Genomic DNA, 15,210 nt, shown 5'->3' on the forward strand with positions numbered 1-15,210 from the left:
GTACAGAACCGCGCACAAACCCTGAGATTGGACACGGCCCCCTTGCGAGAATTTACCGCCCGCTTTGCCACAGCCGAGGAAATTGAGAACTGGGACAAGCACGTCACGGCCAACCCGAACGGCGGCAACATGCTGGCGTCGGCGGCCTACGCGTCGGTGAAGAACGGCAACGGCTGGAGTGCCCGTTTCCTGGTGCTGGAGTCTGCCGGGACCGCCAGCTACAACCTGGTGCTGGAGAGGAAATTCCCGGTGCTGGGCCGCCTGTGGTACCTGATCAAAGGCCCTGATCTCGGCGCCGCCGAGGACCTGAAACCGGCACTGGAGGCGTGCGCTGCGTTTGCCCGGAGCCGGAAGCTCAACGTCTTCACCATCAAGATTGAGCCTGACATCGTGTCCACCCCGGAAGCCAGGGCACAGCTCGCCGCCGCCGGCCTGGTGAAGGCCCCGAACATCCAATCCAATGACTCCACCGCGCTGCTGGACATCGCGGCACCGGAGAACCAGGTGTTCCGGTCCATCTCCTCCCGCGCCCGAAACGCGATCCGCCGCGCAGAACGCGAAGGCTGCGCAGTGGTCCAGCAGGAGCCAGGCCCGGAAACGTACCGGGCCCTGTATGACCTGATGGCGGACACCGTCAACGCCAAGGGCTCCATGCCGTTGCGCAGCCTGGAGTACTACACCCGGTTCTGGGACGAATTCTGCACGCGCGGCCAAGGCAGCTTCTTCTTTGTTTATGAGGACGGCAAACCCAGTGTGGGCGCCTTTGTGATCAACTACGGATCCAAGGCAACCTACAAGGACGGCGGCTCCACCCAGAACAGGAAGCAATACGGCGATTCGCACCTGGTCCAGTGGTCGGCCATCCTGAGAATGCAGGAACTCGGCTGCACCGAGTACGACTTCTGCGGTACGCCGCCGTCCGGCCTGATCAAGGACAAGTCCCACCACCTCTACGGCATGGGCATGTTCAAGACAAGCTTCACCAAGACGGTTACGGACTTCGTCGGCTGCTACGACTACGTGCTGTCGCCCGTCAGGCACGCCCTGTGGGTCAAGGGCGCGGAACGGATCTTCCGCCGGCTCGAAACCGCACGCACCGGCCAGCAGTTCTACTGACAGCCCACCAGCCACGCACACCATCCACACCACGAACGCCAGCGCATGCCCCAGGGGGCAGCACAGCCATAGATGAGGTTACTTCTGTGAATCCAACCAAGGCCCGAGCCGGCCTCGAGCTCAGCGTCCTCAGCGATGCCGAGTTTGAGTCCTTCTCCCTCAACCACCCGCAAAACAACTTCATCCAGTCCGCTGACTTCACCCGCTTCCAGCGCGCCCGCGGTCAGGCAGTGGAGCTGTTCGGTGTCAGGCGCGACGGCGATCTGGTCGCGGCCGGCAAGCTGAACTACACCACCAACCGCTGGGGCTACAAGGTGTGCGAGTGCGCCAAGGGCCCCCTCCTGGACTACACGGACGCCGCACTGGTGCGTGACGTCGTCGGACTCCTCAAGGAGCGTGCCGCGGAACGCAAGGCTGCCGAACTGCGGATTTCCCCGAACCTGACGTACATCGCCCGCGATGCCGACGGCGCCGAACACCCCGAGATCGTGGACAACAGGCCGCTTGTGGCGGAGCTGGCGGGCCTGGGTCTTGAACACCAGGGCTCGGACATGAACTTCGTCAACGTGAACTGGATGTTCATCAAGAAGCTTGAAGGCATCAAGGACGCCGAGGAGCTCATCATGAGCACCAGTTACCGGACACGGAAGGCCATCCGGAAGGCTGAAAAGAACGGCGTGTTCCTGGAGCAGGCCACCGTTGAAACCCTCGACGAGTTCTACGACGCGCTGAGCACCGCTGGGGACGAGAAGGGCTTCGTCTACCGGGAACGCCAATACTACGAACAGCTCCTGCGGACCACCTCGGCCGAGTTCACCAAACTCATGATGGCCAAGATCGACATCCCCGCGTACCGGAAGTCCATCACCGAACGCCTGGAAGCGGAATCCGCGTCCGCAGCCGAACTCCGCCGTGAGGTCGAAGAGACCGGCAGCAAAAAGAAAGCCAACCGCCTCAAAGTAGTCCAGGACCTCGTAGACAGCTACGAACGCAGCCTCAAGGACATCGAGCGGTTCCCAGACTCGGTGGGCGTGGCAACAGTGGCCGCCATCCACTTTGTCTGCTTCGGTGACGAGGTGGTCTGCGTCATCGGCGGCACCAAGCAGGACTACATCTACTTCAACGGCGCCACCTCGCTGTACTGGGGGATGCTGCTGCACGCGCTGGGTAAGGGCTACTCGCGCTACAACTTCTACGGCACCTTCGGCATCCAGGGACAGGACGACGAAGGCCACGGCGGCTACGAGTTCAAGAAGGGCTTCGGCGGCGACGTGGTCCAGCTGCTGGGTGACTTCGTGATGCCGGTCCGGCCGATAGCCTTCCAGGCCAACCGCCTGGTCCGCGCGGCCATCGCCGCGGCCCGCATGCTGCTGGGCAAACTGCCACTGAAACGTCAGGCCTAACACCAAACCACGAACTGCCAGAGAGGGAGGAGCACCAAGGTGACCGATCGACCTGAAACTCCAAGGCGCAGGCCTCCCACCGACGGCCTGCCCAAAACAGAGCCGCTGACACCCTCCCAGCTCCGCCAGGATGCCGCGGCCAAGAGGATGCTGCGGCGCCTGGTGCGGGGGGAGAACCCGCCGACGGCGCCATTGAGCATTGTGGACAGGCTCGCCGGAAGCCCCTACGCCAACCCCATGATCCAGGTGGGAGGCGTGGACACCTCCGCACGCAAGACCCTGGACTTTTCCCTGCACCTGGCCGAAACCATGTTCCGGTACGGGGCAGGCGCCCTGGAAGTGGAGACAAGCATTATTGCCGTCACCGCGGCGCTAGGGCTAAAAAACATCGAAGTGGACATCACCAACCAGTCGGTGGCCATCAACTACGCGCCCAAGGACCAGACGCCCATCTCGCTGCTTCGCGTGGTGCGGTCCTGGACCAACAACTATGCCGGGCTGGCCAAGGTACACCGGCTGGTGACGGACATCGTGGCCGGGGGAGTAGGCCGCGATGAGGCCATCCGCCGGCTGGACGAGGCCATCACCAGCCCCAAACCGTTCCCGCGCTGGATGGTCACCATAGCGTTCGGCGTGTTCGCCGCAGTCTTTGTGGGCGTGCTCGGCGGAGGCCAGGTGTCCTCGGGCATTGCCTTCGTGGCCAACATCGGCGTCAGCCTGCTCGCCCGCCAGCTGGGCCGTTGGCGGGTTCCGGACTTCTTCACGACGGCGGCATGCTCCTTCGGCGTTACGCTCACCGCGTTATTGTTGTGGCGCTTTGACCTCACCAATGCGCCGGCGATTGTGGTGGTGGGCGGCATCCTCCTGCTCCTGCCCACCGGACGCCTCGTCTCCTCGGTCCAGGACGCCATCAACGGTTTTCCGGTGACCGCAGCGGGCCGGTTCCTGTCCACCTTGCTGACTTTCGGCGCGATTGTGGCCGGGATCGCGGTGGCCTTTGTGATGGGCTCGATGACCGGAATGCAGCCTATTAGTGTCACGCAGACATTCCCGCCTGCCTACGACCTCTGGGTCCTGGTGATCTTTATCGCCGTCGCAGTGATGGCCATCGGCGTGACGGAGCAGACCTCGTGGGAACTGCTGCTGCCCACCGCAGGCGTGGGCGTGGTGGGCTACTTTGTGCTGCTGGGTGCCGGGGCACTCGGCGTCGGTGACCGGTTCTCCCCGGCGCTCGCCGCCGTCGTGATTGGCCTGCTGGCGAGGGTGGTGGCGTTGAAGATGGGCGCTCCCCAGCTGGTGGTGGCCGTACCGGCGGCACTGATCCTGCTGCCCGGGCTGACGATCTTCCGCTCGATGTATGTGCTGACCATCGAGGAATCCGACGTCCTCCTCGGCGCTGGCGGCATGCTCAACGCCGGCGCGATCGTCCTGGGCACCGCGGCCGGTGTTGTGCTCGGCGATACCCTCGCGCGGCCACTGACGCGCAGCCTGGCCAGCAACGAGCGCCGCCGCGCCCGCCGCCGCTAGTTTCCACTGCCGCTGGCTTCTGCGGGCTAGCCGCCCGAACGCTCAATGGCGAAGGCGTCGGTGAAGCTGAACCCCGCGGCCGGCACAAACCGTGCCTCCAGACGGGAACCCGTCACCATCACGTCCAACGTTCCCAGGGCCCGATCGCGGTTTCTTCCTGACCAGACAGCAAACAGCCCGGCTTCAGGATCGTCCGCCTGGACGTCGTGATGCCCGGCGCCGCCCACGCCGACAGTGACAAAGACCGTGCCCTGCCCTTGGGCCAGGCTGTTGTCGGCGTCGGCTACGCAATCGTCCCGGGCCTCTCCGGGCACCAGCACGGGGCAGCGTGCAGTCAGGCCGAGTTGACGGGTCCGCTGATAGACATGTTCGTGGCCGGTGAGCACAAGGTCCACGTTCTTGCTGACCAGCATGTTCGTCAGTTGTTCCCCGGGCTGGCAGCCGTAGTGTCCCATGCTGAAGCACGGGGTGTGCATGCCCACCACAGTCCAGGGGATGTTGGCGGCACGGGCGCCGTCGATAGCGGATTCGGTCCAGCGCCAGCGGCCGCTGCCTGGTGAATAATCCAAGGGCTGTCCTCCGGGGAAATCCATGCCGGGAGAAATAAGGATGAACCTCACCAGGGGTCGGTCCTGGGGTACGTCGACGTACCACTGCGTACCGTAAGTGCCGTGCAGCCCGGGCAGCCTGTTGGGCAGGCATTTGGCGAACGTGCCGATATCGCCGTCGTGCGCGTCGCTTTCGTGGTTGCCCATGATCAGCTCGTACGGAAAATCCTTGCCAAGTTTCTGCGTGACCACGTCGCAGAAGGCTTGCTCAGCGCCGGCCTGATAGGAAAGGTCGCCAAGCGCGATATTGAGATCCGGCTTCAGCCCGGCGATCACATCGAGCACTGCCCTGGCGCCTCCGCCCATGCCGATGTCCCCGGCTGCGGTGAAGTGAACTGACCTCGTATCGGAGGCCGGCTGTTCCGGGGATGCTGGCGGGCCTTCCGACGCCGGTTGGCATCCTGAGACGGCCAGACAGAGCAGGACGGCCCAAGACATGATGGCCCAGGACCTGAACACCCAAGAGCGCACGGCCGCGGATGCTGCCCGGGCGGAATGGTTCCGGGCAGCCATGTCAGCCGGCAGGCTTCAGCGCGGCGCGCCAGGCACCACTCGCCTTTACCGTGCTGAAAGTCCAGGTTGCGGCGCCCGTGGCGCCCGCTGTGGCCTGGGGCAGGTCTGCCGCTTGGGCTATCTGCCCGCCGGTGGCTTCCCAACGTTCGGTCCAGCCGCTGGGCGGGGTGGTTCCGGGCGTGCCGCTGTCGTAGCCGATGCCGCCGATGAGCATGGCGCCGTTGCTCGCCGTCGTGATGCTTGGAAGGGTGATGCTGGTGGCCGAATAGCTGGTGTCGACGGCGGTCACTACCGGGCTGTCCAGCGGCGTGGCCTGGCTGACGCCGCGGTAGGCGGTGATGCCTCCACCCCATTTGGCTGCCGTGCCAAGGCTCCAGGTGTACGAGGCAGGATCCGACGCACCCACGACGTGGTAATAGGCGAAGATCCGGGCGCCGGAGGTGGCGGAGCCGTTGACGGACAGGCCGTTCACCATGGCTGTCCAGCCCGCCGGAGCGGTGACGGCCGGATTCAGGTCCGTCGTGATGGACGCGACCAGGACGTCGCCGGCGGCCGCCGCCGTCGGCCGTGTAAGCGTCACGGATGGTGTGGCGGTGGTCGAGGAGTTCGTGGAGGTCCCGACGGCGGTCACGGCACCGGAGCCGCTTCCTCCCCCAGTGAGGGTGATCGTCGCGCTCGCCGACGTCGACCCTGCACTGTTCGAAGCCGTCAAAGTTGCCGTGTAGGTGCCAGCGGCGGAGTACTGGTACGACGGCGACCGGGACGTGGACGTTCCGCCGTCACCGAAGGTCCAGGACCACGACGTCGGCGAACCGGTGGACGTATCGGTGAAGCTCACCGGCAGGGGAGCCGGTCCCGATGTGGGTGACGCTGTGAAGGCGGCTACCGGGGCGGTCGGTACGGGGGCGGTACCGAGCGGCCGGTCGGAGTACCAGTAGCGCTTGGTGACGTGGTTGGTTGCCATGACCACGATGCCGGTGGAGCTGTTGACGGCCTGCTTGGTGGTGGTGACGTCATTGATGTTGGCCGACGAGCCGTCCTGGATCACCGGTGTCCCGCGGCCGGCGCCAAAGACCGGGTTGTCCATCGACGCTGTCTTCTCGTAGATGCTGCCTGCTGCCCCGGGAAAAGCGCAGCCGCTCGTGGACGGTGCGGTGTGGAATGCATGAACCGTGTTGTTCTTCGTGTCGAGCAGGATCTGGGGGCGTGTCACACAGTCGCCCACGGTGGCGATGGTGGACCTGGTGAACGAGCCGGTACCGGGTTTGAAGACGAGCAGCTCCAGCTGTGGCTTTGTCGGGTCCGAGGAGGTGACGTCCAGGCTGGTTTTGGTTGCCGCGTAAACCCTCCCCGACGGGTCCGCGAGCAGGGCCTTGAGGTTCAGGTGATCGTCGGCCTGCCCGGTGCCCTTGACTGCCGGCTGGACGCGCCAGGACGAGGTCGCCGTCGGTGCGGTGCCGTCGGTACGCGTGGCCCACCACATGGCCCCGTTGGGTTGGTCACTCCACATCACGCCGATCTTGTTGTTCCCATAGGACACCACGGCCGAGATGTCGTCGGGGCCAGGGCGGGGGTTGGACACGGGCAGCACAAACGGTGCCAGCCAGCTGGTTCCGCCAGGGGCGGAAGCGTTCATGTACACCGTATTCGTGTACCCGGACGAGGAACTCCCCGCCACCTGCGTCCACGTGGCCCAGATCGCGCCGGTCGAATCCTGGTCGATGGTCATGGATTCGCTGCTGTTGTTCGTGATAGTGGTCGGGAATCCGCCATCCAGGGTGTACGTGCCGGCAGCGTAGCTGTAGCGGTACAGCTTGGCGGGCTGCCCCGAAACCGAGGGCTTGGGGGCGCTATCTCCGGACACGGTCACGACGTGGGACGCGATGTAGAGGTGGGAACCGTCCCACAAGGTGTCGGCCAGGGTATTTGCGCGGTTATCGTTCCGCAAGCCGGTATCCACCCACTTCCGGGCGCTGCGGTCCAGGCGGTAGATGTGCCACCCACTGCCTGTGGTCCACATATCGGCCCACCACGAACCATCGTTCCACCAGAGTTTGCTCTGCGGCTTGTCGGAAGTGGGCGGGTTGGCTACACCGGAGTAGCTGATGCTTTGAGTGCCGTAGGTGGTCGCGGCCTGGGCCGCTGTTGAGGTGAACACTGCAGTTCCGGCCACTGCAAGGCAGAAGGCAAAAACCTGGCTCAGGAATCGTTTGGTCGCTGAATTCATGACGGCTCTCCGGGACGCTCGAACGGCGTAACCGGCAGCCTGATCAGCACCTGCCGGACTGCTATTTAGGGTGAGCGTAGGCCTCTGTGCCGTGCCGTGCAAGGCTCCGGACCATCAATTAGGAGATGGCTTAGGGGTTAGGGGGTCAGGGGGTTAAGGAGTGCGGGACGGGTTAGGGGGTGCGAGGTATGGGGCCGGCCAGGCCTGCCTGGTCAGATCTTCCCGACGGCGAGCTTCTTCTCGGCCTGGAAGTCGTCCTCCACCCGGCCTTTGGCCCAGTAGCCGGACAGCGACACCTGGCTCCGTTCAAGGCCCCGCTGGACGAAAAACACATCCCGCAGGCCCTTCATGTAGCCGCGCTCGCCGTGGGCAAAAACGTCAACCCGTCCGGCCGGCCATTCGGCGTCCGCGACCGCTGAGACGAGGAGGTCCCCGGAGCCCGCCGGAGCGCCGTTCCGGCGGAGCCACGTCACGTCCAGGCCGGACGGGGACGCGATGGGCTGGATATCGGCGTCGCTGTCCACCTCGATGAACGCCAGGCCACGCGCTTCCACGGGCAACGATTCGATAGCGGCGGCGATGGCGGGCAGCGCGGCTTCGTCCCCGGCGAAGAGGTACCAGTCGGCGTCGGACGCCGGGTTATAGGCCCCGCCGGGGCCGGTGAAGGTGAAGGCATCGCCGGGCTTCGCGGCAGCCGCCCACGGGCCTGCCAGTCCCTCGTCGCCGTGGATCACAAAGTCGATGGCGAGTTCTCCGGCCGCGGTGTCCACCCAGCGCACGGTGTACGTGCGCGTGAACGGCCACTGCTCCCGGGGCATGGTTTCGCGGATGGTCCACAGGTCCAGGGGCTGCGCGTAGTCAACGCCGGGCTGGGGGAACACAATTTTGACGTAGCGGTCCACGAAACTGTTGTTGACGTAGGCGGAAAAGCCCTCGCCGCCTGCCACGATCCTGACCATGTGGGGCGCGAGTTCTTCCCGCCGGATGACCGTGAGGTCGATCTGGGGACGCGTGTTTTTTGTGGAGCTGGTGGCGGCGGGAACTGTGCTCATAAGGCAACCCTAAGCTACGGGACCGGGGGGAGTTCCCAGGTTACGCCCGGACAGCCCTGGTCCCGCAGCAGCGCGTTGATGGTGCTGAAGGGCCGGGAGCCGAAGAACCCGCGCGACGCCGACAGCGGGCTCGGGTGCGCACTGGAAACTACCGCCGCTCCGGACAGGAGTGGGCGGACACTTTCTGCGTCCCGTCCCCACAGCACCGCCACCAGCGGCGCGCTGCCGCCGTCGGGAATGCGCCGGTTGGCAACCGCGGTGACTGCCGCCGTCGTGATGGCCTCCCAGCCTTTGCCCCGGTGGGAGCCGGCAGCGCCGGCGCGGACGCTCATGACCCGGTTCAGCAGCAGGACGCCTTGGCTGGACCAAGCGGACAGGTCGCCATGGACGCGGGCGGGAATGCCGAGATCGGCCTCCAGTTCGCGGTAGATATTCGCCAGGCTCCGCGGGATGGGGCGGGTCCGTGCGTCAACGGCGAAGGACAGGCCCACGGCGTGGCCCGGCGTCGGGTAGGGGTCCTGGCCAACCACCAGGACCTTCACCCCGGCCAGCGGCTGCCGGAAGGCGCGCAGAACGTTCGACGGCGACGGCAGCACCTGGTGCCCCGCGGCGACTTCCGCGGCCAGGGAGGTGAGAACGCCGCGGAGCTCACCTTCAACGGGGCGCAGCGCCTCCGCCCAGTCAGCAGCCATCAGCTCACTGAGCGGCAGCGCGGCCATCTCCGCGAAGCCAACGGCCTCCGCGGCGTCCGCCGCCAGCTCGAACAGTGCGTCAGAATCAAACACGCTCCCATTCTCGCAGGCAACTCCGAGGGGTGGAAATGACATCAGTGTTATTCGCGCCGTAGCATGGGCAGGAGACTTTCTACCGAACCAGCGAAGGGGTGTGCCGTGGCGGAACCTGCTCGGGAACACGTGCCGGAGCCGGAGGAGCGCGGCTCTTTGCTGGCGGATTTTACGCTCCGTGACTCCCCATTGAGCGGGCGCGACCAGCAGATGCTGGCACTGGAGCGGCAGTGGTGGAAGTACGCGGGGGCCAAGGAACAGGCCATCAGGGAGCTGTTCGATCTGTCGGCGACCCACTACTACCAGCTACTCAACGCCCTCATTGACACCGAGGCTGCACTGGCCCATGACCCCATGCTGGTCAAGAGATTGCGTAGACTACGTACGTCGCGTCACCGGGCACGCACTGCACGACGCCTGGGTTCCGACGCCTGACCACGCTCGTGCTGAGCCATCAGCAGCAATCAACAAGGACGTCTCCCCACCATGACCAAATACGCTCGGGATGAATTCGATAAGGTTCCGGAGTCCGCCTCTCGGCAAGGCGTCCACCGTGCGGCCTCAGCGCCTGTCCGCCGCAAGCTGTGGCCCATCCTTGCGGTGGGGATTCTGGCATTGGCCATCGGAGTGGTGTCCTTCCTGATCCTTCCCAAGTTGGGGTTCACGCAGGCCGGCAGTGAAGCCTCCACCAGCCTGGAATCAACCGCGGCACCTGAGGCAAGCGCGGCACCGTCGGTCACCGCTGAATCTTCCGCGACCCCGGAGCCCTCTGAGAGCCGGGACGCCGAGCCCAGCGCTTCGCCCAGTAATGTTCCCTCCACGGCTGAACTGGACAAGACCCAAGGCGTTGCCATCTACAACGCGTCCGGCACGGCCGGACTCGCCGGACGCATCAGCTCGAAGGTCCAAGCCGATGGCTGGACGCTGGGCCAGGTGGGGAACTGGGGCGGCGCACCGCAGCAGACATCCGCAATCTTCTATTCGGGCCCGGCGCAGAAGGCCAACGCCGAAGCAGTCTCGGAACTCCTGAACATTCCTACCCTGGTGGAGAGCCAGGAATTCCAGGTGCCGTTGGTTGTTGTCCTGGGGCCGGGCTACCAGTAACGCCTCGCGGTCACGCCTGAATAACTTTTGGGCACCGGAGCGGCCGTGTGGCTCGGCCCGTCGGATGGCTTGTCGCTAGAGTGATTTCAGGCTTCGGTCCGTAACAAGCGGCACACTTCCGACGGGGACCGACGGCACGACGGAAAAGAGTGGACATCATGGCATTGGGAACGGTTAAGTGGTTCAACGCCGAAAAGGGCTACGGCTTTATTACGGTGGACGGCTACGGGGACGACGTCTTTGTGCACTGGTCGGCCATTGAGGGCGAAGGTTACCGCGCCCTGGATGAGGGACAGCGCGTCGAGCTTGAAGTCGGCGAAGGCGAGAAAGGCCCGCAGGCAGAAAGCGTCCGGCCCGCGCAGTGATCTCTCGCAGCTTGCGTTCAACAATCGTCCGCACAACTACAGGGGCGGCACTCCTGTTTGCCCTGGCCGGCTGCGCCGGAGCAGGCGGCAACGCCCGAGTTGAATCCGCTGAAGCATCCGGAGACGGCACGCTGCGGATCGGGCTGATCCAGGACAGCACAGGGGAGCAGGCCTTCCTCAACGACTCTCAGCTAGCCGCGGCCCAGCTTGCCATCAAGGAAATCAATGTGGCCGGCGGTCACAAGGGCAGGCCTGTTGACCTGGTGGTAGGCGCCGGTGATGGCGCCGACTCCCAGGCAAGGAATCTGGCCTCAGCCAAGGTTGATGCGGTGATCGGCCCCACGGATTCGAGTCACGCCGCCGCCGCCATCGACGTCCTCTCGGCCGCGCGGGTCCCGCTCGTCTCGCCGGCAAACTCTGCTGCCGGCCTGTCCCGCTACAAGAGCGGCGGCTATTACTTCAGGACGGCGGCGGCGGACGTTGCCCAGGCCTCGGTGCTGGTGAAACTGGCCAAGGACGGCGGCGCCAAGAGCCTTGCCGTGGTCCACCAGGACAGTGCCTATGGCAAGGACGTTTCGGCCGCGGTGACCGGCGCCGCCAAGAACGCCGGCCTGGAGACTGTCTCCACCACCGCATTCAAGCCCGGCGACGCCGGGAACGCGGCAGCCGCTGCCAAGGCCGCCAAGCCTGACGCCGTAGTGCTCATCGCCAGGGACGATGCCCAGGGCGCCATTGCCGAGCTCAATAACGCGGGGCTTTCGGGCAAGAGCATCATCCTGAGCGACGGTGCCTTCGCCCAGTACGGTTCGGGGCTGGGGTCCAAGGCCCTCGACGGCGCCCGTGCAGTGGTGCCGGGCCTGCTGCCGTCTGCGGACTTCCAGGCCCGTCTTGTGTCGGTCAACCCTGCGTTGAAAGACCTTTCGTTCGCCGCAGAGACCTACGACGCCGTGAACCTCGCGGTCCTGGCAGCAGATCAGGCCGACGACGATGCCGGCCGCTCCATCGCCGCCAACCTGATCGCCGTGTCCGGCGGAGCAGCCGGCGGTCAGCCCGCCGCTCAGGGCTCCGGCCCTGCCACCAAGCCGTGCCTGTCCTACACCGACTGCCTCGCGGTCCTGAAGACCGGGGCGGACATTAATTACGACGGCGAATCAGGGCCAGTTGCCTTCGATTCCAACGGTGACATCACCACGGCCAATTACATGGTGTTCACCTACGGCGCAGACAACAGGGCAGTGCTCAGCGGCCGTGAGGCGGCAGGCCGGGCCGCAGGCTGATCGCCAGTGGCGAACGGGTCGCCCTGACAGGGCGATCTGCGGGACCTTTCGCTTGCACTCTCACCTAGGGAGTGCTAATTATTGAGTTAGCACTCCTACGTACCGACTGCTAAAGCAACGTCCGGTTTGTCCGGCAGCGGAGCTTGGCGGCGGTCGTGGAGCGAGAGAAATACCTAGCTGGAGTGAGATCCCCCAGCCGCGGCATACAGAGGCCGCCGGTGAAGGATCGTCCGTCGCGGGCACTGCAGTGAGGTTCATTCTTAACGACTGTCCCGAAAGGACTACTGCCGTTATGGCCAAGATCATTGCATTTGATGAAGAGGCACGCCGCGGTCTTGAGCGGGGCCTGAACATCCTCGCCGACGCCGTCAAGGTCACCCTCGGCCCGCGTGGACGCAACGTCGTCCTCGAAAAGAAGTGGGGCGCCCCCACGATCACCAACGATGGTGTTTCCATCGCCAAGGAGATCGAGCTGGACGACCCTTACGAAAAGATCGGCGCCGAGCTGGTCAAGGAAGTTGCCAAGAAGACGGACGACGTCGCTGGCGACGGCACCACCACGGCTACCGTGCTGGCGCAGGCCCTGGTCAAGGAAGGCCTGCGCAACGTCGCGGCCGGCGCTGACCCGCTGTCCCTCAAGCGCGGTATCGAGAAGGCTGTAGCGGCCGTCACGATTGAACTGCTGGCCTCTGCCAAGGAAATCGAAACCAAGGAAGAGATTGCGGCTACTGCCTCCATCTCCGCCGGTGACGACGAAATCGGCGCCCTGATCGCTGAAGCCCTGGACAAGGTGGGCAAAGAAGGCGTCATCACCGTCGAGGAGTCCAACACCTTCGGCCTGGAGCTCGAGCTCACCGAAGGCATGCGCTTCGACAAGGGTTACATCTCCGCTTACTTCGTTACCGATACTGAGCGCCAGGAAACGGTCCTTGAGGACCCGTACATCCTGATCGTCAACTCCAAGATCTCCAACGTCAAGGAACTGGTTGCTGTCCTGGAAAAGGTCATGCAGTCCAACAAGCCGCTGCTGATCATTGCCGAGGACATTGAGGGCGAGGCCCTGGCCACCCTGATCGTCAACAAGATCCGTGGCACCTTCAAGTCCGTTGCCGTCAAGGCTCCGGGCTTCGGCGACCGCCGCAAGGCCCAGCTGGCCGACATTGCTGTACTCACCGGTGGCCAGGTCATCGCCGAGGAAGTCGGACTCAAGCTGGAGACCGCCGGACTGGAACTCCTGGGACGCGCCCGCAAGGTTGTTGTCACCAAGGACGAGACCACCATCGTTGAAGGTGCCGGCGACGCCGACCAGATCGCTGGCCGCGTTTCTCAGATCCGTGCCGAGATCGAAAACTCCGATTCGGACTACGATCGCGAGAAGCTGCAGGAACGCCTGGCCAAGCTGGCCGGCGGCGTTGCAGTCATCAAGGCCGGTGCCGCAACCGAGGTTGAGCTCAAGGAACGCAAGCACCGCATTGAGGACGCTGTCCGCAACGCGAAGGCTGCTGTTGAAGAAGGCATCGTCGCCGGCGGCGGCGTTGCGCTGATCCAGGCCGGCGCCAAGGCGTTCGCGAACCTGAACCTGACAGGTGACGAAGCAACCGGTGCGAACATCGTCCGCGTTGCCATCGACGCCCCGCTGAAGCAGATCGCCTTCAACGCCGGCCTCGAGCCTGGCGTTGTTGTCGACAAGGTCCGCGGCCTGCCTGCAGGCCACGGCCTGAACGCAGCAACCGGCGAATACGTCGACCTGCTGGCTGCCGGCATCAACGACCCCGTCAAGGTAACCCGTTCTGCCCTGCAGAACGCGGCTTCCATTGCCGGTCTGTTCCTCACCACCGAGGCCGTTGTGGCCGACAAGCCGGAGAAGCACGCTCCGGCCATGGGTGGCGGCGACGACATGGGCGGCATGGGCGGCTTCTAGCCCCCCGGCGCCCGGACTACGTTCCGCGCAAACCACAATGCGGCCCCCTCCAGTGGAGGGGGCCGCATTGTTTTGCCTGGCTGGTTGACCCGTGGCCGGCGCCTCGTGTGCCGACGCCGGGCCGCGTTACTTGCGGGCCGTGGCCAACATTCCTTCGGCCGCGCTTCGACTTCGGCATCAAGACTTTTCGGTAAGCGGTTTCCCGCAAGCTGGCTGAACCAGTTGTCGGCGGTGTCTGGCAGGATGGTTCCGTGACAATTACTGCAGCGGCCGACGGTTCGGCTTTAGGAAATCCCGGCCCGGCCGGTTGGGCCTGGTATGTGAACGACGACTGCTGGCGCGCCGGGGGATGGCCGCACGGCACCAACAACCAGGGCGAGCTGATGGCTGTGCTGGATCTGTTCCGTGCCACCGCGCACGTCCCGGAGGAGGACCTGAGGGTCCTGTGCGACAGCCAGTACGTGATCAACTCCATCACAAAGTGGATGCCGGGCTGGAAACGGAAGGGCTGGCGGAAGGCCGACGGCAAACCCGTCCTGAACGTGGAGCTGCTCAAGGAACTTGACCGGGAAATCGCCGGCCGAAAGTACACCTTCGAGTGGGTCAAGGGCCACGCCGGCCACGATCTCAATGAGGCAGCCGATGTCCGCGCGCGTGCGGCCGCCACCGCCTACCAGCAGGGTGTGGCAGCGCGGTCAGGCCCAGGCTTCGCAGGCGCCCCGGAAGCGGTTGGCCAGGCAGCTGACAGCCGGGTTGCCGTCAGCTCTGGGGCAGGCACCGCAGTGGCCAGCCCCGACGCTACCACCACAGCCAGAGCGCAGGCCGCCGCTGCAGCCGGCGGTGCCGGCGTCGGCGGTCAGGGCCCGTACGGCCAGGACCTCTTCACCCAAGACCGCTACGACGAGCCGGACCTCTTCAGCGAACTGGAGAGCGAATCCTTCATCCCGGCAGAGCCCGCCGGGGCTGGAATGAGCCCCGAGGCGATCGTCGAGGCACTCGAGCGCGAATTGTCAGGCCCTGACATCCGCGGCGACATCGGCCGCACCGGTGTCCTCCTCCACCCTGACTTTATGGAAATCGGTACGTCGGGCAGGGTATGGACCCGTGACGCCACGATGATGGCGCTGGAAGAGGAGCCGGGCCAGCACACGGAACTGGAAATCCTGGGTGCGGACCGCATCGGCACCAGCGCGATCCTGCTGACGTGCCGAAGCTACTCGCGCTCGGGCCCGGCTCTCCATAGCTCACTGTGGGTCCTGGACGGCAACAGATGGCGGCTCCGATTCCGCCAGGGGACGCGGGAGGCTTAGGG

The 15,210-nt window shown here is 65.2% G+C and carries 13 protein-coding genes; 9 read left to right on the forward strand and 4 right to left on the reverse strand.

From position 1 onward, the window contains the following. Positions 1–42 precede the first annotated feature (42 nt). The 3 genes from ACQCSW_RS04740 to ACQCSW_RS04750 all read left to right on the forward strand — a co-directional run bounded on the left by ACQCSW_RS04740 (position 43) and on the right by ACQCSW_RS04750 (position 4,046). On the forward strand, positions 43–1,116 hold the full coding sequence (locus ACQCSW_RS04740; RefSeq protein ID WP_426989727.1) for a lipid II:glycine glycyltransferase FemX: 1,074 nt from the start codon (positions 43–45) through the stop codon (positions 1,114–1,116). An 86-nt stretch (positions 1,117–1,202) separates the two neighbouring features. Next, on the forward strand, positions 1,203–2,519 hold the full coding sequence (locus tag ACQCSW_RS04745) for a peptidoglycan bridge formation glycyltransferase FemA/FemB family protein (RefSeq protein ID WP_426989728.1): 1,317 nt from the start codon (positions 1,203–1,205) through the stop codon (positions 2,517–2,519). Between the two features lie 39 nt (positions 2,520–2,558). After that, positions 2,559–4,046: a threonine/serine ThrE exporter family protein gene (locus ACQCSW_RS04750; RefSeq protein ID WP_426989729.1), complete on the forward strand. Its 1,488-nt coding sequence runs from the start codon at positions 2,559–2,561 to the stop codon at positions 4,044–4,046. A 26-nt stretch (positions 4,047–4,072) separates the two neighbouring features. On the opposite strand, the gene ACQCSW_RS04755 is transcribed toward ACQCSW_RS04750, so the two are convergent. The 4 genes from ACQCSW_RS04755 to ACQCSW_RS04770 form a co-directional block, all read right to left on the reverse strand. Further along, on the reverse strand, positions 4,073–5,167 hold the full coding sequence (locus tag ACQCSW_RS04755) for a metallophosphoesterase (RefSeq protein ID WP_426989730.1): 1,095 nt from the start codon (positions 5,165–5,167) through the stop codon (positions 4,073–4,075). Position 5,168: 1 nt separating this feature from the next. After that, positions 5,169–7,394: a PKD domain-containing protein gene (locus ACQCSW_RS04760; RefSeq protein WP_426989731.1), complete on the reverse strand. Its 2,226-nt coding sequence runs from the start codon at positions 7,392–7,394 to the stop codon at positions 5,169–5,171. Between the two features lie 212 nt (positions 7,395–7,606). Continuing rightward, complete coding sequence (locus tag ACQCSW_RS04765; protein WP_426989732.1) at positions 7,607–8,446, reverse strand: siderophore-interacting protein; 840 nt, start codon at positions 8,444–8,446, stop codon at positions 7,607–7,609. A 14-nt stretch (positions 8,447–8,460) separates the two neighbouring features. Beyond that, positions 8,461–9,231: a uracil-DNA glycosylase gene (locus tag ACQCSW_RS04770; protein ID WP_354249609.1), complete on the reverse strand. Its 771-nt coding sequence runs from the start codon at positions 9,229–9,231 to the stop codon at positions 8,461–8,463. Between the two features lie 105 nt (positions 9,232–9,336). Between ACQCSW_RS04770 and ACQCSW_RS04775 the strand changes: the two genes are divergently transcribed. From ACQCSW_RS04775 to ACQCSW_RS04800, 6 genes are all read left to right on the forward strand, one after another. Next, positions 9,337–9,666, forward strand: coding sequence for a DUF3263 domain-containing protein (locus tag ACQCSW_RS04775; RefSeq protein ID WP_111908567.1), 330 nt, complete (start codon positions 9,337–9,339; stop codon positions 9,664–9,666). Positions 9,667–9,717: 51 nt separating this feature from the next. Then, entirely contained in the window at positions 9,718–10,335 is a 618-nt protein-coding gene (locus ACQCSW_RS04780; RefSeq protein ID WP_426989733.1) for a LytR C-terminal domain-containing protein, read from the forward strand. Positions 10,336–10,493: 158 nt separating this feature from the next. Next, the gene (locus tag ACQCSW_RS04785) at positions 10,494–10,700 is read left to right on the forward strand and encodes a cold-shock protein (protein WP_426989734.1); all 207 of its coding nucleotides are present in this window, start codon (positions 10,494–10,496) and stop codon (positions 10,698–10,700) included. Positions 10,701–10,711: 11 nt separating this feature from the next. Beyond that, the gene (locus tag ACQCSW_RS04790; RefSeq protein ID WP_426989735.1) at positions 10,712–11,977 is read left to right on the forward strand and encodes an ABC transporter substrate-binding protein; all 1,266 of its coding nucleotides are present in this window, start codon (positions 10,712–10,714) and stop codon (positions 11,975–11,977) included. 292 nt (positions 11,978–12,269) lie between these two features. After that, entirely contained in the window at positions 12,270–13,898 is a 1,629-nt protein-coding gene (groL, locus tag ACQCSW_RS04795; protein WP_426989736.1) for a chaperonin GroEL, read from the forward strand. A gap of 251 nt (positions 13,899–14,149) precedes the next feature. Next, entirely contained in the window at positions 14,150–15,208 is a 1,059-nt protein-coding gene (locus ACQCSW_RS04800) for an RNase H family protein (RefSeq protein ID WP_426989737.1), read from the forward strand. The last annotated feature ends 2 nt before the right edge of the window (positions 15,209–15,210 follow it).

Origin of the sequence: Pseudarthrobacter sp. Y6 (assembly GCF_050156205.1) — a bacterium.
In the GTDB taxonomy this organism is placed as follows: Bacteria; Actinomycetota; Actinomycetes; order Actinomycetales; family Micrococcaceae; genus Arthrobacter.

Bases quoted from the DNA above. Each gene is read 5' to 3' on its own strand.
- ACQCSW_RS04755 (WP_426989730.1), bottom strand. From the start codon at position 5,167: ATGGCTGCCCGGAACCATTCCGCCCGGGCAGCATCCGCGGCCGTGCGC.
- ACQCSW_RS04760 (WP_426989731.1), bottom strand. From the start codon at position 7,394: ATGAATTCAGCGACCAAACGATTCCTGAGCCAGGTTTTTGCCTTCTGC.
- ACQCSW_RS04765 (WP_426989732.1), bottom strand. From the start codon at position 8,446: ATGAGCACAGTTCCCGCCGCCACCAGCTCCACAAAAAACACGCGTCCC.
- ACQCSW_RS04780 (WP_426989733.1), top strand. From the start codon at position 9,718: ATGACCAAATACGCTCGGGATGAATTCGATAAGGTTCCGGAGTCCGCC.
- ACQCSW_RS04785 (WP_426989734.1), top strand. From the start codon at position 10,494: ATGGCATTGGGAACGGTTAAGTGGTTCAACGCCGAAAAGGGCTACGGC.
- groL (WP_426989736.1), top strand. From the start codon at position 12,270: ATGGCCAAGATCATTGCATTTGATGAAGAGGCACGCCGCGGTCTTGAG.